Annotated in this window: 19 protein-coding genes; 12 read left to right on the top strand and 7 right to left on the bottom strand. The window is 56.2% G+C overall.

Annotated elements, in window-relative coordinates:
• Window positions 1–18: 18 nt before the first annotated feature.
• On the bottom strand, window positions 19–801 hold the full coding sequence (locus ABIE13_RS03135; protein WP_354441044.1) for a 4'-phosphopantetheinyl transferase family protein: 783 nt from the start codon (window positions 799–801) through the stop codon (window positions 19–21).
• Window positions 801–1,568, bottom strand: coding sequence for a metallophosphoesterase (locus tag ABIE13_RS03130; RefSeq protein ID WP_354441042.1), 768 nt, complete (start codon window positions 1,566–1,568; stop codon window positions 801–803). The genes ABIE13_RS03135 and ABIE13_RS03130 overlap by 1 nt, the downstream gene beginning before the upstream one ends.
• A gap of 191 nt (window positions 1,569–1,759) precedes the next feature.
• Here ABIE13_RS03130 and ABIE13_RS03125 point away from each other — a divergent pair, with 191 nt between their 5' ends.
• Window positions 1,760–2,128: a DUF3703 domain-containing protein gene (locus ABIE13_RS03125; RefSeq protein WP_354441041.1), complete on the top strand. Its 369-nt coding sequence runs from the start codon at window positions 1,760–1,762 to the stop codon at window positions 2,126–2,128.
• A gap of 47 nt (window positions 2,129–2,175) precedes the next feature.
• On the opposite strand, the gene ABIE13_RS03120 is transcribed toward ABIE13_RS03125, so the two are convergent.
• Window positions 2,176–4,083: a hypothetical protein gene (locus ABIE13_RS03120; RefSeq protein WP_354441039.1), complete on the bottom strand. Its 1,908-nt coding sequence runs from the start codon at window positions 4,081–4,083 to the stop codon at window positions 2,176–2,178.
• Between the two features lie 262 nt (window positions 4,084–4,345).
• Between ABIE13_RS03120 and ABIE13_RS03115 the strand changes: the two genes are divergently transcribed.
• On the top strand, window positions 4,346–4,612 hold the full coding sequence (locus ABIE13_RS03115) for a hypothetical protein (RefSeq protein WP_354441038.1): 267 nt from the start codon (window positions 4,346–4,348) through the stop codon (window positions 4,610–4,612).
• Between the two features lie 268 nt (window positions 4,613–4,880).
• Here the strand turns inward: ABIE13_RS03115 and ABIE13_RS03110 are convergent, their stop codons facing one another.
• Window positions 4,881–5,858, bottom strand: a complete 978-nt coding sequence (locus tag ABIE13_RS03110; protein WP_354441036.1) for an adenylate/guanylate cyclase domain-containing protein — start codon at window positions 5,856–5,858, stop codon at window positions 4,881–4,883.
• 275 nt (window positions 5,859–6,133) lie between these two features.
• Here ABIE13_RS03110 and ABIE13_RS03105 point away from each other — a divergent pair, with 275 nt between their 5' ends.
• Window positions 6,134–6,487 carry a hypothetical protein gene (locus ABIE13_RS03105; RefSeq protein WP_354441034.1) on the top strand — a complete coding sequence of 118 codons (354 nt, stop codon included), beginning with the start codon at window positions 6,134–6,136 and terminating at the stop codon, window positions 6,485–6,487.
• A gap of 20 nt (window positions 6,488–6,507) precedes the next feature.
• Here the strand turns inward: ABIE13_RS03105 and ABIE13_RS03100 are convergent, their stop codons facing one another.
• Both ABIE13_RS03100 and tadA read right to left on the bottom strand, forming a co-directional pair.
• The gene (locus tag ABIE13_RS03100) at window positions 6,508–7,491 is read right to left on the bottom strand and encodes an LD-carboxypeptidase (RefSeq protein ID WP_354441032.1); all 984 of its coding nucleotides are present in this window, start codon (window positions 7,489–7,491) and stop codon (window positions 6,508–6,510) included.
• Window positions 7,492–7,651: 160 nt separating this feature from the next.
• Window positions 7,652–9,034: a tRNA adenosine(34) deaminase TadA gene (gene tadA / locus ABIE13_RS03095; RefSeq protein ID WP_354441030.1), complete on the bottom strand. Its 1,383-nt coding sequence runs from the start codon at window positions 9,032–9,034 to the stop codon at window positions 7,652–7,654.
• 144 nt (window positions 9,035–9,178) lie between these two features.
• Between tadA and ABIE13_RS03090 the strand changes: the two genes are divergently transcribed.
• The 8 genes from ABIE13_RS03090 to ABIE13_RS03055 all read left to right on the top strand — a co-directional run bounded on the left by ABIE13_RS03090 (window position 9,179) and on the right by ABIE13_RS03055 (window position 17,393).
• Window positions 9,179–10,294 (top strand): DUF72 domain-containing protein, encoded by a 1,116-nt coding sequence (locus ABIE13_RS03090; protein ID WP_354441029.1) that lies wholly within the window; start codon window positions 9,179–9,181, stop codon window positions 10,292–10,294.
• An 89-nt stretch (window positions 10,295–10,383) separates the two neighbouring features.
• Entirely contained in the window at window positions 10,384–12,141 is a 1,758-nt protein-coding gene (pabB, locus tag ABIE13_RS03085; protein ID WP_354441027.1) for an aminodeoxychorismate synthase component I, read from the top strand.
• Between the two features lie 106 nt (window positions 12,142–12,247).
• On the top strand, window positions 12,248–12,784 hold the full coding sequence (locus tag ABIE13_RS03080; RefSeq protein WP_354441026.1) for a TIGR02444 family protein: 537 nt from the start codon (window positions 12,248–12,250) through the stop codon (window positions 12,782–12,784).
• A gap of 175 nt (window positions 12,785–12,959) precedes the next feature.
• Window positions 12,960–14,432 carry a UbiD family decarboxylase gene (locus ABIE13_RS03075; protein ID WP_354441025.1) on the top strand — a complete coding sequence of 491 codons (1,473 nt, stop codon included), beginning with the start codon at window positions 12,960–12,962 and terminating at the stop codon, window positions 14,430–14,432.
• Between the two features lie 53 nt (window positions 14,433–14,485).
• Window positions 14,486–14,923 carry a hypothetical protein gene (locus ABIE13_RS03070; RefSeq protein WP_354441023.1) on the top strand — a complete coding sequence of 146 codons (438 nt, stop codon included), beginning with the start codon at window positions 14,486–14,488 and terminating at the stop codon, window positions 14,921–14,923.
• Window positions 14,920–15,591: a UbiX family flavin prenyltransferase gene (locus tag ABIE13_RS03065; protein WP_354441021.1), complete on the top strand. Its 672-nt coding sequence runs from the start codon at window positions 14,920–14,922 to the stop codon at window positions 15,589–15,591. Before ABIE13_RS03070 ends, ABIE13_RS03065 begins: the two co-directional genes overlap by 4 nt.
• The gene (locus tag ABIE13_RS03060) at window positions 15,584–16,378 is read left to right on the top strand and encodes a DUF169 domain-containing protein (protein ID WP_354441019.1); all 795 of its coding nucleotides are present in this window, start codon (window positions 15,584–15,586) and stop codon (window positions 16,376–16,378) included. The genes ABIE13_RS03065 and ABIE13_RS03060 overlap by 8 nt, the downstream gene beginning before the upstream one ends.
• 34 nt (window positions 16,379–16,412) lie before the next feature.
• Window positions 16,413–17,393, top strand: a complete 981-nt coding sequence (locus ABIE13_RS03055; RefSeq protein WP_354441244.1) for a Bug family tripartite tricarboxylate transporter substrate binding protein — start codon at window positions 16,413–16,415, stop codon at window positions 17,391–17,393.
• Window positions 17,394–17,509: 116 nt separating this feature from the next.
• On the opposite strand, the gene ABIE13_RS03050 is transcribed toward ABIE13_RS03055, so the two are convergent.
• Entirely contained in the window at window positions 17,510–18,490 is a 981-nt protein-coding gene (locus ABIE13_RS03050) for a Bug family tripartite tricarboxylate transporter substrate binding protein (protein WP_354441018.1), read from the bottom strand.
• 239 nt (window positions 18,491–18,729) lie between these two features.
• Between ABIE13_RS03050 and ABIE13_RS03045 the strand changes: the two genes are divergently transcribed.
• Window positions 18,730–19,518: an enoyl-CoA hydratase/isomerase family protein gene (locus tag ABIE13_RS03045; protein ID WP_354441016.1), complete on the top strand. Its 789-nt coding sequence runs from the start codon at window positions 18,730–18,732 to the stop codon at window positions 19,516–19,518.
• The last annotated feature ends 91 nt before the right edge of the window (window positions 19,519–19,609 follow it).

Here is a 19,609-nt window from a genome sequence, read left to right as displayed (position 1 = left end):
AAGGGGGCAGGCAGGCTTTTAGACTGACATCCTCAGCGTTTGCACCTCTAACGGGGTGAATTCGTCCATGGTTGCCATTCGGCGGAATTTCAGCGCTCTGACCCCTTTAGCGGGTTTCTCCGTGCAAATGGCCAGTTGATAGTTTTCTGGCAACCGCAATTGCCAAAACTGCCATCGTCCGGCGTCATCGCCAAGAACGGGATCAGTGCGCAGACTGACGGTTTCGGGAGTTGGAAACGCGAAACTGAAGCGATCAAGTGGAATAGACAGGCCCATACCACGCGCTTTGATATAGGACTCCTTGAGAGTCCAATAATCAAAAAACCTTTGAGACTGCAGTTCAAGGCCCAGGCTCGCAAGCTCTGCGGCCTCAACGGGAGAAAAGAAGCGCTCGGCCACGCCCAACGCAGCTTTCCTGTCAAGATGCTCCACATCGACACCCATTTCGAATGCCCGGCAAACGGCCAGCACAATCAATCCACCGGTGTGCGATAAATTGAATCGAAGTCCACTGGCCTGCGTGTGCAAACCTGAAATTTCAGGGCGCCCATAGGCATTGTTTTCAAAATTCCATGCCTTCGGGGCGACGTCGGCGTAGCGAGAGAGCACCTTTCGCACCATGGCGCGAGTCACCAGGTAACGGAGGCGATCATCTCCAAAATGAAACCGGGCCTGTTGCTCGCGCTCTGCAGGATTCAATAGCTCAAGCAGGGCAGGGTCGTCGTTCTGGAACTCGCCGTAGTAGGCCAGCCAAAGGTCTACGTGAGCGCCCTGACTTTCGCAGAACTTTGAAGAGTTCATCAAAACCAAGCCTCCTCAATGCAAACCAATTGCTTGGCCGTGATGCGCGTTTCCTGGGGTGTTCCGAACGCATTATTGACATACCGAACGCCTTCCAACTCCACAGACTGGTTGATGTGGCTGTGACCATAAACATGTATCGACGGATCTAGCTGACGCAATTGCTTTTCCAGCCGTGTGGTGCCCAACACCGGGTCCAGAATGCGATGCCGAGCGGAAACGAATGAAGGAATCAGGTCTATCCGCGGCAAAAAATGAGAAACGGTAATTCGCATACGGGCACTGTCTGCACTCGGAACGACGTTGAGCTTTTCGAAATAAGCAGCGACGTCTTCCATCTGGAACCCAGTTGGCCAGCGGCAGGCCCGGTAATCGGTCCATCCTCGAAGCAGTTCACGACCTGGCTCGCCGAAGGAATAGTCATACCAGCCCAAGAGCGGTACGACCAGCAATTGTCCGTGTCGAACTATATCCATCGTTGCTCCGCATTGGATGGCTGTATGCCTTACCTGCTCGAATTTCTCCAGAGAGTCTATGGCCGGTGTCTGCCCGATCACCCAAAGATCATGGTTCCCAGGTACGAAAAGAACCTGCCGAAACCGCTGAGCCAGAGCCGTCAAGCATTCATCAAGCAACTCGCGTTTGTGGCTGACATCTCCAGCGAGAATTAGCAGGTCGTCTACATACTCACCTCGAGAAAGCTGGTGAACCCAGGCCATATTGGGTTGGTAGTCGGCGTGTATGTCTGAAAGGGCGAATATTCGCATCCTGCGATTGTGGCCTGTAAGGCCGTCCATAGCGTGTGCACCAGCTCGAATTCACTCATTTCACCCCGTGAGGCGTCCAGCATGATGCCATCTGGCCTTAGGCGGTTCTAGTTAAGCCGGGGGTTGACTCTGAAGTTACTACAAGGTTTTTAATAGCTGCGATCAACAGCAACATCAGGTCTGGAAGAAGTTTGAACACCTTCGGCAAAAGAATTAGACCTGCAGTGGATGCAGAATTGGCCATCGCCAAATCCTTGGAAGCCTCGGCAAGGGCTGAATCCAGCTTCAAACACCTTGAGCGTGCTCACGTCCTTGGTCAAGCATCTACGGTGCAACATGTACGGGTCCACTTCGAAATGTTGCGCTGGGCTTGGAGAAAGGGCAGGGCCTCAGAAGCTCTGGGCCAGGTCATTCGCATCATCGGCGCAGCCACCAAGACGGCTGCAGGGTGGGTGCCAACTGGCAATACAGGCGGAGCCAATGTCAGCCCGTTCAAGGTCATGCCAGTACCGCAGGACTTGAAAGAAATTATCCGATCTGCAGCGAAACCCAACACGTGACTTAGTCAGGGAAAGAAACGCAGAGCCTGCTTTCGCCTACTGAAACTTCAACGAGCCACCGAACCTCTCCTCTTGCCCGTATCCTTCGCTTGATAGTACGCTCCGCACTGCCAACCTTTTGCCCTGGGAGGCATTTCGCCATGGTTCCCAGTTGTGCGACATACACACGTTGTTTTCTCGGTAACGGTCATGAAGCCCCTGGCATTTTCTTCTTGAATCTGCTGGGCGACGACTTTCAAGACAGCATCGCATGCCGCCACGCGAGTATCCGCTACTCTGGTGTTTCCCAGCCAGGGGGATTTCGGCAAATTCCAAGCGGAGGAGGCATCTGGATAGAGTTCATAGGGATTGGTTTCCAGCACCGGCGGAAACGCTTGTGAATCCTGTGACTGACTACCAGGTGTCCTCGGGTTTTGTGGATCAGAGCGAGCTGCCAACACCAAGTTCTGCGGTCCTGTGCCTGTACTCGTACTTGTCGTCAACTGCTGTGCTTGCTGCACAGCTTGAGCAGCCAACTGCTGCTTTTGTTGTTCAATTTGAGCACGCAATTGTTGTCTATCTTGTTCGGCACGAGCAAGCAACTTTTGGTTTTCCTGGCGAGCCTTCTCCGCTGCCAAAGCTCTTCGTTGCTGCTCTTCCAAGCCTTGCTGCACATTGACCGACATTGATTGTGCAGATCGAATATCTCGAGTGGCGCCCTGGATGCCACCTGCTTGACCGTTCGTAGCCACGTCAGCGAGAAACCCACCGGTCATACGCAATTTTTCGGCGTCTCCTACGCCCTGAGCACTCCCAATGACCGCAGCACCTATTAAGCCTGCGATTAACTGGGATGTATTGCCCGTATTTTGACGTCCCCGAGCCTCGTTCTGAGTGGGGCCGACGCGTTTACCGACCTTCCATTCTCCTTCGTAGCGATCTCCGTCTGCATACCGCATTTCACCCCAGCCATCAAATTCCCCATTCAAAAAGTCGCCTTCGTATCGTTTACCGGATGGCCAAGTATGAACCCCTTTTCCGGATGGTTTGCCGCCTGAAAACTGCCCCTCGTAGCGCTGTCCACTTGGATAAACCAGATTTCCATAGCCGGATTCTTCCCCGTTGAGGAAGTTGCCCTCATAACGCTGACCGGAAGGCCATGTATAAACACCCTTGCCCGCTCGCTTCCCCTCTAAAAATTGCCCTTCATAGCGCTCACCACCTTCGTACAGCTTGGAGCCATGCCCGCTTTCTCTTCCATCCAAAAATTCGCCTTCGTATCGTTGCCCTGTCGGCCAGGTTAAAACCCCTTTACCTGCCATTTTCTCATTCACAAACTGACCTTCATAGCGCTGGCCATTAGCGTAGAACATGACTCCGTGGCCGTGTACTTTTCCGCCCGCCATTTGCCCCTCATACCGATGTCCGGCTACAAATTTCATGATGCCCCGGCCGTGTGGAAATCCGGCATGAAAATCGCCATCGTAATGCTGACCATTGGTCCAGGAATATATGCCTTTCCCCGACATTTCTCCTGCTATAAATTCTCCTTCATACCGATTCCCACTCTGAAACTTCATGGCGCCATACCCGTGTTCCTTCCCATCTAGATAATCGCCCTCGTAACGCTGGCCATCTGGCCAGGTATATATTCCCTTGCCAGTCCGCCTACCATTTAAAAACTGACCCTCGTAGCGTTGCCCACTTGCTGAAACAATGACCCCATGACCGGTCCGCTGGTTGTCGACATAAGTTCCCTCAAAGCGTTGACCGTTCGGGGAAGTCATGACCGCGTGCCCGTGGAATTGTTTGTTGCGTACGCCTCCTTCATACCGTATTCCATTCTCAAAAAGATAGACACCTTTTGAACTGGCTTCGTCGTACATGAGCCATTTGTCCTGTGCATTTGCGCAAAGAATCAGGCTAAACGTTAGAAAAAGCGCATGGATTGCACGAGCGGCGAAATTCTGAGCCATATATTGCGGACGGATTTTGGGATGGGTACGAGCCTATGCTGTGGGCCAACACATGTCTATCACCCGTTCGGGTGATATGGACGTCAGCAGGGCGCGCACAAGCAGTGAGTGGAGCAGGGTGGTTCTTGACTTTAAGCGCAAGCTCCACTCGTACGATTGCAGCACCATTACAAACTCTTTTGGTCGCCAAGAAGCCGTGAAGGGTGGGACTAAGGTGAGGTGTTACCTTACCCCCACGCCTAAAAGCAACCGGAACCGCCTGGTGCTTCGCCGCCGTATCCACCCCACAAGCGGGGCCCTTCGGCGGCTGCGCTCCTGGCTTTCCAACATTGATGGCTTGAAGCCTGGACAACTGGCTTATGGCCTGGCTACCGATTTCCGCGCGTCGATGGAGCATGGACCACGACTTGGTGTCATGCGGGTTAAGGCCATGGCCTTCAGGCCTCCAGAGCTTGCCAGCGGTGATGTGCCAGCCTTGCCAGTCCAGCTCGTAGCGCAGGTGCAGCCGCCTCAGCTTGAAGGCTGCTAACGGCACCGGATGGTGGCCAGACTCCCAGTTATGCAAACAGCACTCGGTGACATGAAGGAACTTCGCGCAGTCCTAGCGTGACATGCCCATGCAGCGGTACATCGAGCGAAGCTTACGGCCTTGGCTGACGCGGGTTTCCCGTACGTGCAGGGGTATCTGTCGTGTTAGAATTACTTCATACGATGTGTATTATGTAAAGTCTCATGCGCAATGAAAAGGCCAGAGTCTCAGTCTGGCCCTTCAGCAGCTCCCTGTTGAGCCGGAACACTTAGTCTGCCCACCCTTTGCCCGAATTCACGCTGAACGTCAGCGTCGGCGCGCTGAAGTCTGTAAATGGTGCACCTAGCGCCATCTCTCCGCTTGAATGCAGGATGTATTGGGTACGGCGAAGCTGAATCTCGGAGCCCACCTTGCCGGAAAAACGGAGCCAGGTGCCGTAGCTGCTAAGGTCTGTCAGTACAAAGGCGCCGTTGAGCCACTCTATCCGTGCATGCTTGCGTGAGACACGTTGATCGCTCACTATAAAGGCGCTGCTGGTCGCGCGCCCCAGTTCGATCGGCATTTCGCTATCCCGAAACGTTCTTTGCGTATCCAGCCAGGAAAGCAATAACGTGCTCTCGGCCTTAGGCGCATCGACGCGACCGAATTCTGTCAGGCTTCCTCGCACGGTCATCAAGTCCGTCGAGACTTCGTCGTTCCACTCAATTTGAAATACGGAATGAGGCTCGGTAATGCCACGGATTTGAATCGTGCCCAGTGTGCGGTAGCGCACGCGCTCCAACACGCTCTCTTGCGCATCGGGAGGCACGTTCTCCCTCGGACCCTGCAACTGCCCAATGACGGATTCAGTGGCCCATATGGAATTGGAGCCGCTCATATCGGATAAGCGGGCGGCGATGTTGATAGGGTCGCCGTAGGCATCGTCACCCATGCGCACCACCAAGCCTGATGCAAGCCCGATCTTCAAGCCCATGCGCAGTGGCTTTGGCCAGGGCCGGATTCTTGCGGTATGTTGTTGCTGAAGAAAGACAGCTGCAGTAGCGGCAGCGGATCCACTATCAAATTCCGCAAGCACGCCGTCCCCCAGGAATTTGACGATTCGCCCATTGTGCGCTTCGCAGACCCTTCCTATCCATTGCGTGAGCTTGGATATCACCCCGGCAACCTCTTCATTTCCCAGAGCCTGAAAGGCGGCGGTACTGTCTGCGAGATCAATAAAGACGATAGTCTGCAGGGGGTTGTCCATAGGAGGCGAGACAGGTGGCGAGGGCGTAGGTTCAACCAAAGAGATACTTTTAGCGCTGCGATGGCGCCCTCTTATGTAAGCCCAATACTTCGCAATGATGGGGTTGAAAAGGAAATTCAACACGCTTGGCGCCAATCGCTGAGCAGTTTTTCAAGCAATCGTCGTAGTTCGACAACGAATAAGCCAACTAGGTAGAAAATATTTCTCCCTCACATCTCGTAGCTGGAGTAGCATTAAGGATTACAAACTTACTAATAACTACGTTCAATCTTGGCATGATTTGGACCGTTACAAACATCTTTGCAGGGCTGCGTGGTAGGCGGTCAGGCCTGCAAACAACCCCTAAACCGCTGCCAAAGCTGCAGGCGGATCGACTTGAGGACATTCGTCTGACAATGCTCGATATGCTGGGTATGGATGGAGCCAAACACTACCCCCAGGTCGTTCGCCGGATCCACCTCAGCGGCGATGCCCAGGCGCTCTGGTATGCACGTGCAGATCTCATGGCCGCGTTGGCTGGCCTGCATAGTGAACAGGTTGCTCATACCAAAATGATTAGCCTATCAGCGCTGTTTGATGGCATGCTGCCCAGGGGGATGATGTCGCGCACCACCACCTTGCGTATGTGAGTTGATTGAAATGCAGGGGATCAGTGCTTGTGGATGTGGCCCCAGAGCAAAAGCGCCTCTCTGTTTTCCACTAGAAGCTCCACATGCAGGCCCACCGGCAGGAGCACCTTGGTAGGGACATGACCAAACGGCAGGCCTGTAAGAACCGGTATTTTCAGTTTCCCTCGCAGCCACTCAACCACTTTGGCCAAGGAGTAGCCTTTGTCGTGGGATGACAAGCTGTAGTCAGTGAACTGCCCTAGGACAATGGCCTGTTGTTGGGCAAGTACGCCAGAAAGCAATAATTGGCTCAACATCCGCTCTATGCGATAGGGGTGTTCGCCCACGTCTTCCAGGAAAAGAACGCCCTTCTTTATCTGAGGAAAATACGGCGTTCCCAGCAGTGAGACCAGCACCGCAAGATTGCCTCCCCAGAGCGGTGCGTGGCGCGCCTGCAGCCCCTCAAGTCCTAGCTTCGCGGAATCTGCGGGAAGACGCCAACCCGTGCCCTCGCCTACTCCATGGATCAAATCGTCGAAGCACGCGAGCATGATCTCGTCCGGGCCATCTTGGCCGGCCCCGGAGGCTTCAGCCTTGCCTTTCAGACTTGCGTCGTCCGAACTACCGAGGGGACCAAAGCCTTCACATAGTGCAGGGCCTGACCAGCTTATCTTTCCAGTCTTGGCTAGCAATGCCAATTGGAACGCGGTGAAATCGCTGAAACCCACAAACTCTGTGCCTTTGTCTATCGACTTGGCAATTTGCCGATACGGCAAGTCAGGCAAAAGACGGGTGAGACCGAAGCCGCCGCGCGATGTAAGCGCGACATCTGCTCCGCTGGCCGCCGCGCGACCGATGGCTGCCAACCGGGTGGCATCGTCACCCGCAAATCGTTGCCAGCTGTCAAGCGCTGAGGGATCTACCTCCACTTCATGGCCAAGCGACTCCAGGCGTTTGACGCCTCGCCGAAAAGCGGCTCGGTCACGCACGGCACCAGAGGGAGAGTAAATATAGATATGTGCCATAGCTTCGGTATTTATTGGAGTTAATTGACTGCGACGGTGAGCCAAGTCTGGACCGCCCTGCCCTCACCCAGGTTGGCAAATCGCCACCGGAGAAAGTTGGACCGACACTGTCTTTCACAGCCCATGAATATATTAGAAAACGTATAAGGCCGTATATTTCTCAGCTCACTGAAAAATACGCGAGCGCGTGTTCGGCAATAAGTTGCCCGGCTTCCGGCGCGAAATGACCGGCTTGCTCCAGGACCCAAGGCGCAGGGCAATTGCGTATCTGAGCTTGCAGCATCTCCATGTCGTGGAGGCTGACCAGGGGATCCTGAGCGCCCAACACCATCAAGCTACGCCCTGCCCACTCGTTTCTTAAGAATTGCAGCGCTCTCTGCAACAAAGCAGCCCTTTCATCCTCGCCAGAGTCCGATGTGGTCAGCGAAAGTGCCCGGATAGCGGCACGAAAGCCGGCGTCCGGGAAAGGTGCCTGATAGGCTCTTTGCTCGTCAGCGGAGAGTTGCGGGTGGCTGAGTGCGACAAGGCTTCCTAAATCCACGCCAGGTTTTATAAGCATCCGGTGCCACTCTAGAGAACCCCCCGACTGGAGTACGTCTGCCTTTGGGAGCGCAGCGTTCATGGCAAGCAGTCCTGCGTAGCGATGCGGGTCCGTCATGGGAAGGGTGAGGCCCAGCAACGCTCCCACGTCATGCCCGATCAGAACAACATTCGTCAGATCCAGCCGCTCAACCAGTTCCAGCAATATTTGCCGGTGCCAAGAGAAGCTGTGTGCAGCCTCTCGTTTGGGCTTGTCGCTCTTGCCGAAACCCGGCATATCGGGCGCTATGACTCGGTCACCAGCGGCAGAAAGCACCGCAATCATTTGGCGATAGAGGTAGCTCCACGTGGGATTTCCATGCAGGCAAAGCCAGGTTCGTGAAGCTGCTTGGTCGCCTTCATCCACGTAGCTGAGTCGCAGGCCTGCCAGGTTTGGAAGGTCACTGATGTACTGGGTCTGCCGCGGATACCCGGGGAGATTGGAGAAGGCAGCCTCCGGCGTGCGTAGCGCGTCTTCTCGAAGAGGATTGCGATTGCCGCGTTTAGGACGGAAAAACTCCCGCAGGAGTTCACCGCACTCACGCTCCAGAACGCCACCTGAAACTTGCGTCTGATGATTCAGTTTGGGCTGATCGAACAGGTTAACAACCGAACCGGCGGCGCCCGTCCGTGGGTCTGGCGCGCCAAAAACCACGCGCTTGAAACGCGCGTGCAGCATAGCGCCAGCGCACATGGAGCAAGGCTCAAGAGTGACATAGAGCTCGCAGTCGTCCAGCCTGTAGTTGCCAAGCTTCAGGGCTGCCGCACGCAGTGCAGCGATTTCAGCGTGCGCGGTGGGGTCGTGCCCCGAGATCGGCGAATTGCTGCCGGTGGCAATCAGCTGGCCGTGGCGCACGACCACGGCCCCCACTGGCACTTCACCCTGCTCGCCCGCCGCCCGTGCAGCCGCCAAGGCTTGTTGCATCCAATGCGCGTCGTCCAGCAGGACCTGTGGTTCATTCATTTCTAGGGGCGCAACAAGGACGCGGAAATCTGATCAATTGTGAATACGATGGAATACGCATAATCGTAGCGCACGCCCAAAAGTTGAGACGAGTCGAAGGCATGCCCTTTTCTACTTCTTCACCCTGACCCAACCCACCGCGACATGGCAGCCTCAGTTGATCAAGCCTCGCTCTTTTCTGAAGACCCGCCTGAGCCTACAAAGACAGACGAATCACCCCCTGAATCATCGGCCACACCGACACCTCCCTCACCAGTGCGTGTTCGCACAGCACGACGGAGCGCAGGTGTTCAGCCTGCGGACGTGTCCGAGGAAGTCATGGCGGTGGCTGGCAGCTTGCCTGGGCAGTTGTGGCTGGGAACGTCGTCCTGGACCTTTCCGGGCTGGACCGGATTGGTCTGGGGCGGACAGTACGCAGACGCCAAATTATCGAAAGAAGGGCTGGCCGCTTATTCAAGGCACCCGCTGCTGCGCACCGTCAGTCTGGACAGAGCGTTCTACAGGCCGTTGAGTGTCAGCCAATACGCGCACTATGCGGCTCAGGTGCCCGAACACTTTCGCTTTGTAGTCAAAGCCCCTAGCCTGGTGGCTGATGCACAGGTTCGCTCCGAAAACGGGCGAGGCATGACGCTCAATCCTGCATTCCTGAATGCGGATCTCGCTGTTCGGGAGTTCGTGGCGCCGGCCCTGGAAGGGCTGGGTCCGAAAACGGGGGCTTTGGTATTTCAGATCAGCCCCCTGCCCCACCAATTACTGTCTCGTATCCCAGAAATCATTGACGGAATCGGCGTGATGCTGGCTGCGCTTCCTAGCCTATCGTCAGTCGCTCCCGATGGGCTTGTGGCTGTAGAAGTACGCGATGCGGAGTTTCTCAGCTCAAGTAATGGGCCGCTATTGGTGCGCATGCTCCGCGAAGCACGTGCTTTCAATCCAACGACCTATTGCCTTGGATTGCACGCCAAGATGCCGCCGATTGAGGATCAGTTACCTATTCTGCGGGCGCTCTGGCCTGGCCCATTGGTCTGTAGATGGAATCTGCATCGCCGCCATGGTGCCTATGGATATGAGACAGCAAAGCAGTCCTATGAGCCTTTTGATCGAATCGTGGATCCTGATCTCGAAACCCGCCACGCATTGGCACGTGTGATCGCAGGAACCACGGGCGCCAAGCAAGCTTCTTACGTGACGATCAACAACAAGGCGGAGGGCTCGGCCCCTTTGTCCATTCTGGAACTCGCCAAGTCGTTGAAGATGGACTAGGGCGTGTTAACAAGCCCTAGTGCGTGTGAACACCCCCCGGTGTGATTCAATCCAAGTATTCTGTTTCTGAGTCAGTCTCTACCCTGTCCGTGCGCGCATTCCTAGATTTCATTTCTCCCGATGCAGGTAAACCGCCGATTCGAGCTGCATTCGAGTCACCCCTGCATGTACTTGAGGCCTCTGTACTGGATCAAGTGCAAGAGGTACTCAGTCAGGCGCAGGATTTTGCCAAGGCAGGATATTGGTGTGTTGGCTTTGTTCGCTACGAAGCTGCAGCGGCTTTCGATGCTGCATTCTCGGTGCATGAATGCTCGTCCAGCCCACTGGCCTGGTTTGCGGTGTTCGAGGGAGTCAAGGCAGATGTAGAGAGTTGGGCACAAGCTCATCAGGAGGCGGCAGAAGTCCAATGGGAAGAGCCTTTGCGAGCCGAAGACGCGTCCGCGGCCATTGAAGACATTCACAGGCGGATTGCAGCGGGTGAGGTTTATCAGATCAACCACACCGCTCGAATGGCAGGAACCCTGCGTAAAGGCACGCCGTTTTCGCTATTTTCAGCATTGCAGCGCGCTCAACCTGGCACTTATGCCGCTTTCATAGACACAGGCAAGCAGCAGGTTCTTTCCGTCTCACCAGAGCTCTTCTTTGATTGGCAGCCTGACGAGAATGGCCGAGGCCCGATTCTGGCCAGACCCATGAAAGGGACGTCCGGAAGGGGCGCAACCCCGCACGAAGACGAACAAAATGCGGCTGCACTTGTATCAAGCACCAAGGAGCGGGCAGAAAACGTCATGATCGTGGACCTGATCCGCAACGATCTGTCTCGCATTGCCGAACTCCATAGTGTGAAAGTACCGCGCTTATTCCACCTGGAGCCCTTGCCCACTGTCTGGTCAATGACCACAGACGTCGTAGGCCGGACGAGAGCGGGAACCTCACTTACGGATGTCTTCTCGGCGCTTTTCCCCTGCGGTTCGGTCACCGGTGCACCCAAGATCCAGGCTATGCGCACTATCCGCGAACTGGAGCCAAACGCGCGCGGCGTCTACTGCGGCGCGATCGGACTTCTGCGGCCCGGTGGCGCCGCAACCTTCAATGTCGCAATTCGTACGCTGGAAATAGAGGGAAAAGACGTTCGCTGTGGAATTGGTAGTGGCATCACGATAGATGCGAAGTTCGACAGTGAATGGAAGGAGTGGCACCACAAAGCAGCTTTCGTGCAGCGGGCAAGCGCGCCGTTTGCACTTCTGGAGACCTTGCGCATTGAAGACGGCGCCGCGCGCCATATGGACGCACATCTGGACCGCATGGCCGCAAGCGCTTCACATTTTGGCTATCCGTGGAACAGGTCCGTGGCGTTGCGTGCTCTTTCGGAATTGACAAATGCTCATCCGCAAGGTGTTCGCCGCGTGCGCCTCTTGTTGCATGCTGATGGCAAGTTGGAAGTCGAGGCGCCAGCGATGACAGACGTTGCAGGGCCTGTTTTGGTCCAGCTTGCATCCAGGCCGCTGCTGGAGGCTCATGGGGAATTCGTTCGTTTCAAAACAACGCGCCGCGCCCACTACGACTCCTTTGCGCCCGCCTCTGGTGCGTTTGATACCTTGCTATGGAATGACGCGTGCGAGTTGACCGAGTTCACTCGAGGAAACGTCGCCGTCAAGCTCGACGGAAGATGGCTGACGCCTCCTTTGAGCTGTGGTCTGTTACCTGGCATTGAACGCGCAATGGCGATTTCGTCAGGGCGGGTTGAAGAAGGCGTGGTGCGCGTAGCCGATCTTTCTCGCGCTGAGTCCATTGTCTTTTTCAATAGCCTGCGAGGGTGGATTCCTGTTCAACTTCCGAATAGGTGATTAGCCACGCTTACGGCCTTTTTGGGGCAATCCACCCTGACTCGCAATTGCGGGCTGCATAGTCCACACGCTGGCTTAGGAACGGATGTAATGGCAATATCTGCACATGAAACTCCCTTCTGATGCTAATAGCGGCGCCGCCACCAATGCCGAAGCGGCGTGGAGATACGCGCTGCAGGTTTATTCCAGGCCGGGCGTTTCTCAGGCGTGCCTTCTCCTGCAGGACGAGTTGGACCTTGATGTGCTGGTCATGCTGCATCTTGCGCATGTGTCCGGCGCCATCGGAGCTCCACCCATTACCTCATCCGATGTGGAAACTGCCGATAACTGCGTACATGACTGGCGCAACACTGTGGTTCGTCCATTGCGATCGGCACGGCGAGCCATCGCGAAGAACGATCCAGAGCTGAGCGATTTGCGAGCCATGATTCAGAAAGCCGAACTGGCAGCTGAGCGGCATGCACTAATGCGATTGGCCGCCCTATCCTTCTCCAAGGGTTCGGGCCAAGCCAAACAGATGACTCCCAAATCGATACGCAACGTCGTTCAGTTCTATGCGTTGCGTGCGAGCAAGTCCCAGTTGCCAAACCGCGCGGATCTGGCTGATGCAATCGAGCTGCTAGATCGCACGCTGTTCGACTGAACTCTTTCCATATAGCGCCTTAGGGCGTGTTAACACGCCCCTAACCGATACATCACTCCATGAGTGAGGATTTTCCGTGCTCGAGTCGTTTTTGCCCTACGCACATATGCGCTTGACAAGCGATTGCATTCTTATATAGTCCGGACAAATGAGATAAAAAACCCACGGAGACAAGATGCAAGCTGTCAAGAGTCTTTCGGCCGCCATGGCCGAAGCAGAAGCAAACGATGACCTGTTGCGCATTACGCGCGAAGCCAATCCCTATCTGGAAATTGCGTCAATTGCCCGGACCACAGACAATGGACCGATGGTGCTCTTTGACAAAGTGAAGGGCCATGAAGGGCAGCGAATCGTCACCAACGTTTTCAGTGATCGCAAGCGCATAGCGCGCTGGTGCGGCATTGATTCGATTGATCTTCCTGAGCGCTTGGCCGATGCGGCATTGAATCCCATTGCCTCCAAGGAAACCTCTGACGCCGCGTGTCAGCAGAACGTGATCACCAGTGGAATTGACTTGTTCAAGACCCTGCCGCTGACGCAACAGACATCAGACGATGCCGGTTATGTGATTACAGGTGGCCTGGCGTTGGTGCGCGATCCGGATACGGGAGCCTTCAACGGCTCATACCATCGCATGCGTGTGCTTGGTCCGAATCTGACTTGCATCACGATTCAGGCGGGGCGTCACCTGCTGGAGATTGCACGCAAATTGCGCGCTCGTGGCGAACGGCGCATTCCCATCAGTGTGAATATAGGCGCAGGGCCTGCTGTTTTGTTGGCATGCTCGGGGAGCACTCAACAAACCCTCACGCCTCTAGGCTACGACGAGATGGGTATGGCCGGCGCGCTCCAGGGGGAAGCCGTGGAGTTCGTGAAGTGCCGCTCACAGGAAGGCGCGTGGAGCCTGGCAGAGGCCGAGTATGTGCTCGAAGGCTATATCGACACTGACCGACTAGCGTCGGAAGAAGACTCGGGCAAAGACGGCGAGAAAGGCATGATGCCTGAGGCCGGTGGCTACATGGGCCGGGCATGGCGTGTATGGGAATTCAACGTCACGGCCATCACACACCGCAACAATCCGGTGTATTGGTTCCCGCTGGCGGTCAATGCGGAGACAACCAACCTCATGGCGCTGCCGGCAGAGGCGTCGGTGTTCGATGCCTGCCGTCGCATCAGCCCGCGCGTATTCGAGAACTGCCACGTGTTGCAGGCCATGCGCGGCTGCCTGGGGGTGGTAATTCGCATCCGGCGGAAGAGTTTTCGCGATGAAGGATTGCAGAACAACCTGGCGTTTGGTGCGCTATCGGCGCACTCCGACCTGGGATGGGTGATTGCGGTAGATCACGACATCGACATCACCAATGCCGACGATGTCATGTGGGCGGTGATTACCCGATCGGACATGCGAGAAGGGTTGATGCTCTCGCCGCGAGCCAAGGTAAGCGGCATGTTGGCTGAGGGGGATGCAGCAGGCACGGGGCGAAAGGTGTACATCGATGCGACGGCACCATTCAGCAGTTCGGACCGCTATACACGAGGAGTCTTTGAGAACGTAGCCATCGAAGAGTGGATCGGCGCGGATGCTGCAGCCAAGCTCCGTGCCCGGCAGCCAGACTATTTGAAGTCGCTGCTGTCGCGCAGCTTTTGATCCAGACAAGAAAGCTGATTTGCATTTTTCACGTTGATTGAAAGGCGAACACCATGAGCGACATCTCCAATCCTCCAGGTACCCCCAAGGCACCTAAGCCCTTCAACTGGGACAAATTCCAGACCAATATGGGCTATACCGACGAGCAGATAGCCGAATTCCGAGCTGATGAGCGTCGCCGTAGAGCTGCAGAGGCCCTGCCTGAAGCAAACCGCCGCACCGTAGTGGCTACGGTGGTCTCCGCGCATGGCTGTGCTGCAGGATTCAAGGATGGCGACCGTATTGAGGTAAGTGCTGCGGGCGTCGTGAAATCCTGCAATATCTGCATCTATGCCGTTGCACCCATGACCATTCACGCGGCCATGGCTCATGACCGCATTGCGGAAGGGCTTGATCCCAACGGCATGTGGTTCAACTCCTATAGCTGCCAGGACGCGGGCTTTTGCAATGGCAGTTGGGGCCAGGTCTGCTTCAAGGTGACTGTGGAATGACAAGCCGCGCCCACGCCTCCGGCAAGAAGCGCGTGGTGGTGGGAATCTCCGGTGCAAGCGGCAGTGCCTACGGCATTCGCCTGCTGGAGATTCTGCGCGCCACGCCCGATGTAGAAACCCACCTCGTAGTCAGTCGCTCCGCTCGGCAGACACTCCAACTGGAAACTTCGTTGACAGCGGCAGACGTCGAGGCGATGGCCGATGTCGTGCATTCCAGTGTGGATATCGGCGCGAGTATTTCATCGGGTTCGTTTCGCATTCACGGGATGGTTGTAGCGCCCTGCTCCATCAAGACCATGTCCAATCTGGCCTGGGGTAACACGGGCGAGTTGATTGCGCGTGCGGCTGATGTCGCGCTTAAGGAGCGGCGCCGCGTGGTGCTCATGCTGCGCGAGACGCCGCTGCATGTAGGACACATTGAGAGCATGTTACGCGTCTCGCAGGCTGGCGCTATCGTGTTTCCACCCGTGCCGGCGTTCTATAACCGTCCGCAAACAGTGGCCGACATCGTCGATCACAGCGTGATGCGCTGCCTTGATCTCATTGACATCGAATGCGAAGCCGCTCCCCGTTGGGGCGAAACCAGTCGCGCCTTGCTGGCTGCGACCACAACAACCGTTCCCGGCGCACAAGCCCATTCCGCACAAGGAGCCATGACCCATGACTGATGCAGTCGCTACCGAGATCAACTACGCGGACCTGGTGGAGCGTCTTACGCAGCGCCTTCGCCTGCGCACAGCACCGCTGGCCTTGAAGCTATTTGAGACCGTGGACGAAATGAAGGCGATCAAGGGTATTCGCTGGCCGGCTGCGGGCGTGCGGTTCTCCATGTGCCAACTTGTCGGACAGGCCCGCTGGCTGGGTTGGACCCTAGGTGCTACGCACGAAAACGTACCGGCCAACAGCAATTGCGGCGGGGTGATGGGCTTAAATGCCCCGGGCACGAAGTACCTGGATGGCAGCATGTTTCATGGTGTGTGGTTTGCCACCATTGAGGCCTCGCGCGAGCATCAGGCCCAGATGCCGCGTGTGCCGCATGGCAAGTATGTGGGTGTCGTGTTGTCTCCACTCGCGTCGGGCCGCTTGATTGATCCAGACACCGTACTGGTCTATGCAACGCCGGGCCAAATGGTCACCCTCATCAATGGCTTGCAGCACCGCAGCTATGTGCGCTACCAATTCGGAACTACAGGGGAATCCGCATGCGCAGACAGCTGGGGTGCGGGGCTGGCAACGCATGAGCCCAGCATGTCCATCCCTTGTTATGCCGAGCGCAAGTTTGGCGGCGTTCAAGACGATGAGATGCTGATTGCTTTGCAGGTCTCTCATCTACAGGAAATCGTCACCGGCCTCGACTGGCTAGCCAGCCATGGCATCCGGTATCCGATTCCCCCCTACGGTATTCAGTGTGACCCGGCTATGGCGTTTCAGGCGAGCTACGCGGGCAAGCTCTGATAAATGGCAAACAAAACCAAGGAGACAAAAAGTGATGCAAAGACGTCTACTGATTCAAGCTCTGGCCGCCGGCGCCACGGCGCCGACTCTCGCCTGGGCTCAGGGTGCGGCACTGAACTATCCCGTCAAGCCAGTACACCTGATCAATCCTTTTTCTGCTGGCGGAGCGCTGGATCAGCTCGCTCGCATGCTGGGCCAGCATCTGAGTGAGAAGCTAGGCCAGCCGGTTGTGGTGGAGAACAAGACCGGTGCAAGTGGCAATATCGGCGCCGAATTCGTGGCGCGCGCCGCGCCTGACGGCTATACCCTGGTGATGGCTTCCAGCGCCACACACGGTATCGCGCCAAGCATGTACGGCGCGCGACTGCCGTTCGATGCTTTAAAGGATTTCACAAGCATCTCCGCCACCGTGGTGCAAAAGAATGTGCTTGTCTTGAATGCGGCAGTCCCCGTGCGCAATGTTCAGGAGCTGATAGCTCTGGCAAAAGCGCAGCCGGGAAAACTTTCATTTGGCTCCTCAGGTGCCGGGACATCACAACACCTCAGTGGAGAACTCTTCAAGAGCTTGGCCAAGGTGGACATGCTGCATGTGCCCTACAAGGGGAGCGCCCTGGCCATGCAGGACTTGATTGGAGGCCAGCTTACGATGATGTTCACCGACATCCCCACAGCTTTGCCTCATATCCGTACAAACAAGCTGCGAGCATTGGGACTGACCGCGGCACAAGCTTCACCCGCGTTGCCAGACGTTCAACCCCTTGCTCAGCAAGGCTTGCCAGATTTTGACCTTAAGGCGTGGTACGGGGTGATGGGGCCAGCGAAAATGCCGGCGGCCGTCGTAACTCGTCTCAATGCGAGCATCGTGGAGTTCCTCTCCAACCCGCGCAATCGCGAGAAATTGCTGGGCATGGGTATGGAGCCACTGGCGATAGATGCACCTCAGTCTGCCACCTTCATTAGCGATGAGCTCAAGAAGTGGACCGAGGTGGTCAAGACAACCGGTGCGAGCGTCTGACGGATCTGACCCGTCGGGCATTAAACGCTTCTCTCGCTCGTAGAAAAATGCCGCCCAGTTGGTGTGACTGGGCGGCATTTATGAGAAGCGTGCTTAGCTGACTGCGTTTTTCCCTCTCACTCAGGTCGAAGGCCTGCGGCCTTTACCATTTCTCCAGTGGCTTTGACTTCTTCTTGAATGACGTTTGCAAACTCGTCCGGGCTGCGCGTGGGAATTTCATATCCCCGCTTGGCCATGTCCTCGCGGAACTCTGGTTGATTGAGCACTGTAAGCACGTCCTTGTTAATCTTGTTGATGATGTCTCTGGGTGTACCTTTGGGTGCGAAGACGCCGTGCCAGGTGGCGACCTTGAAATACGGGTAACCCGATTCGGCAGAAGTAGGAATGTCTGGATAAGCCGGGTCACGCTTGTCGGAGTTGTAGTTGAGCACTTTGGTCTTTCCAGAGCGAATGGCCGCGTCGCCTGACCCCCGCCCGGTGAGAGTCAGCATGGTCTCTCCTGCCATCACGGAGGTGAGCGCCGGACCCAGCCCCTTGTAGGGCACGTGAGTGATCTGAATGTTCTCGCGTTTGTTGAATAGCTCCATGAGCAGGTGCGGTTGTGAGCCGTTGCCATAGGAAGCATACGTGACGCTGCCAGGATCCTTTCGGGCTTGTGCCACCAGTTCCTTGAGCGAGTTGGCGGCCAATGCCTTGTTGGCGAGGACCACCATGTCGATGTCTGCCAACTGTGACACGGGAACGAAGTCCTTGTCCGGGTTGTATGGCAGGCTTTTGAACAGGTAACGATTCCCGACGATGGCCCCATTGGTGGTCACCAAAAGCGTATAGCCATCGGCGGCAGCGCGGGCGACTCGCTGCGTACCGATGATGGAACTGGCACCACTTACGTTTTCAACCACTACCGATTGACCCCAGATCGGCGCAAGCTGCTGCGCTAACTTTCTAGCCAGAATGTCCGTACCACCGCCAGCGGCAAGCGGCACGATGAAGGTGACGGTTTTCTGGGGGAACGCGGGCTCGCTCCATGCAGAGGTGGCGAGTGCCATGGTCGAGATGGCTACGACGCCTGGTAGCAGGAAGAAACGACGCTTCATATGGGAAATCCTCGTGGAATTTGCCAGGCGGCCGGAGTCCCCCTGCCGGGTCTGGCTTGTCTAATGGAGTCGGGGACGTAACGCGTTCTGATCCGGACAATATCTTTTAGATAAGTTCATGTCAATGCAGATCGACGTAGTGAGTTTCCCTATGAAATTTCCATATTTCTCAATTGACGTCCAATGAAAATACCACTATTGTCCGGACATTACTTAAAGCCCGCGAACTTGCTCATCGCATGAACATCACCGATCTGATCTACGAAAAGCGAGATGGGATTGCCTCTATCACCATCAACCGCCCGGAGCGTCGCAATGCGTTGGGTGACACCACTACTCAGCAGATCGTCGCGGTGTGTGAAGACGCTGCGGCCGATGCTGCCGTCCGAGTGGTGTCTATTACGGGAAGCGGTGATGAAGCCTTTTGCTCTGGAGGCGACTTGCGGGACACATTCCAGCGAGGAGCGTCTAACACTGAACAGCAATGGAGCGATCGCATTCGCCAAGGGCCGAATGTGCTCGCTCAATTGCTCCAGAACATGCCCAAGCCGGTCGTAGCGAGCATCAATGGCGTTGCTGTGGGTGGCGGTGCGACGATCGCGCTGGCTTGCGACTTGCGCATTGCCTCAGACACGGCCCGGTTTTGCTTTCCGTTTGTTCGCATTGGTATTACGCCGGAGTTTGGCTGCTCGTATCTGCTGCAGCGCACTGTAGGCCTTGGACGTGCCAATGAACTGCTGCTACTAGGCGATTTTGTGGATGCAGCCACCGCAGAACGCTACGGTTTGCTCAACCGGGTAGTGCCACACGCTGAACTTTTCAAAACGACACAGGAAGTGCTTGCGCGATTGGCTAGTTTGCCTGCGGCAGCTCTTGGCCGCATCAAGACTTTGCAGCGATTTGCGCAAACTGCTGATCTTTCGTCCACGCTTGAGCAGGAGGCAGTTTCACTGGGTGCTTCTTTCATCTCTGCGGAGCACCGTGCGGCGGTCAACAGCTTTCTGAGCCGCAAATCATCGCCCTATTGACGTTTTCGTAACACATGACAACAAACTTTCCGCCGTTCGGGCTGAGCTTGTCGAAGCCTGTCCTGAGCTGGTCGCGGGGCCTTGCGGAAGG

The sequence above is a fragment of the Ottowia thiooxydans genome, from assembly GCF_040548795.1.
GTDB classification, from domain to species: Bacteria; Pseudomonadota; Gammaproteobacteria; order Burkholderiales; family Burkholderiaceae_C; genus Ottowia; species Ottowia thiooxydans_A.
The sequence above is the reverse complement of the archived record's forward strand: the minus strand, read 5'-3'. Positions and strand labels throughout refer to the sequence as shown.

What these genes read in the sequence shown, in the direction of transcription:
- ABIE13_RS03100 (WP_354441032.1), bottom strand. Translation starts at nt 7,491, where the DNA reads ATGGCACATATCTATATTTACTCTCCCTCTGGTGCCGTGCGTGACCGA.
- ABIE13_RS03135 (WP_354441044.1), bottom strand. Translation starts at nt 801, where the DNA reads ATGAACTCTTCAAAGTTCTGCGAAAGTCAGGGCGCTCACGTAGACCTT.
- ABIE13_RS03080 (WP_354441026.1), top strand. Translation starts at nt 12,248, where the DNA reads ATGAAACTCCCTTCTGATGCTAATAGCGGCGCCGCCACCAATGCCGAA.
- ABIE13_RS03075 (WP_354441025.1), top strand. Translation starts at nt 12,960, where the DNA reads ATGCAAGCTGTCAAGAGTCTTTCGGCCGCCATGGCCGAAGCAGAAGCA.
- ABIE13_RS03050 (WP_354441018.1), bottom strand. Translation starts at nt 18,490, where the DNA reads ATGAAGCGTCGTTTCTTCCTGCTACCAGGCGTCGTAGCCATCTCGACC.
- ABIE13_RS03070 (WP_354441023.1), top strand. Translation starts at nt 14,486, where the DNA reads ATGAGCGACATCTCCAATCCTCCAGGTACCCCCAAGGCACCTAAGCCC.
- ABIE13_RS03065 (WP_354441021.1), top strand. Translation starts at nt 14,920, where the DNA reads ATGACAAGCCGCGCCCACGCCTCCGGCAAGAAGCGCGTGGTGGTGGGA.
- ABIE13_RS03130 (WP_354441042.1), bottom strand. Translation starts at nt 1,568, where the DNA reads ATGCGAATATTCGCCCTTTCAGACATACACGCCGACTACCAACCCAAT.
- ABIE13_RS03090 (WP_354441029.1), top strand. Translation starts at nt 9,179, where the DNA reads ATGGCAGCCTCAGTTGATCAAGCCTCGCTCTTTTCTGAAGACCCGCCT.
- ABIE13_RS03055 (WP_354441244.1), top strand. Translation starts at nt 16,413, where the DNA reads ATGCAAAGACGTCTACTGATTCAAGCTCTGGCCGCCGGCGCCACGGCG.
- ABIE13_RS03045 (WP_354441016.1), top strand. Translation starts at nt 18,730, where the DNA reads ATGAACATCACCGATCTGATCTACGAAAAGCGAGATGGGATTGCCTCT.
- ABIE13_RS03110 (WP_354441036.1), bottom strand. Translation starts at nt 5,858, where the DNA reads ATGGACAACCCCCTGCAGACTATCGTCTTTATTGATCTCGCAGACAGT.
- ABIE13_RS03105 (WP_354441034.1), top strand. Translation starts at nt 6,134, where the DNA reads ATGATTTGGACCGTTACAAACATCTTTGCAGGGCTGCGTGGTAGGCGG.
- tadA (WP_354441030.1), bottom strand. Translation starts at nt 9,034, where the DNA reads ATGAATGAACCACAGGTCCTGCTGGACGACGCGCATTGGATGCAACAA.
- ABIE13_RS03060 (WP_354441019.1), top strand. Translation starts at nt 15,584, where the DNA reads ATGACTGATGCAGTCGCTACCGAGATCAACTACGCGGACCTGGTGGAG.
- ABIE13_RS03120 (WP_354441039.1), bottom strand. Translation starts at nt 4,083, where the DNA reads ATGGCTCAGAATTTCGCCGCTCGTGCAATCCATGCGCTTTTTCTAACG.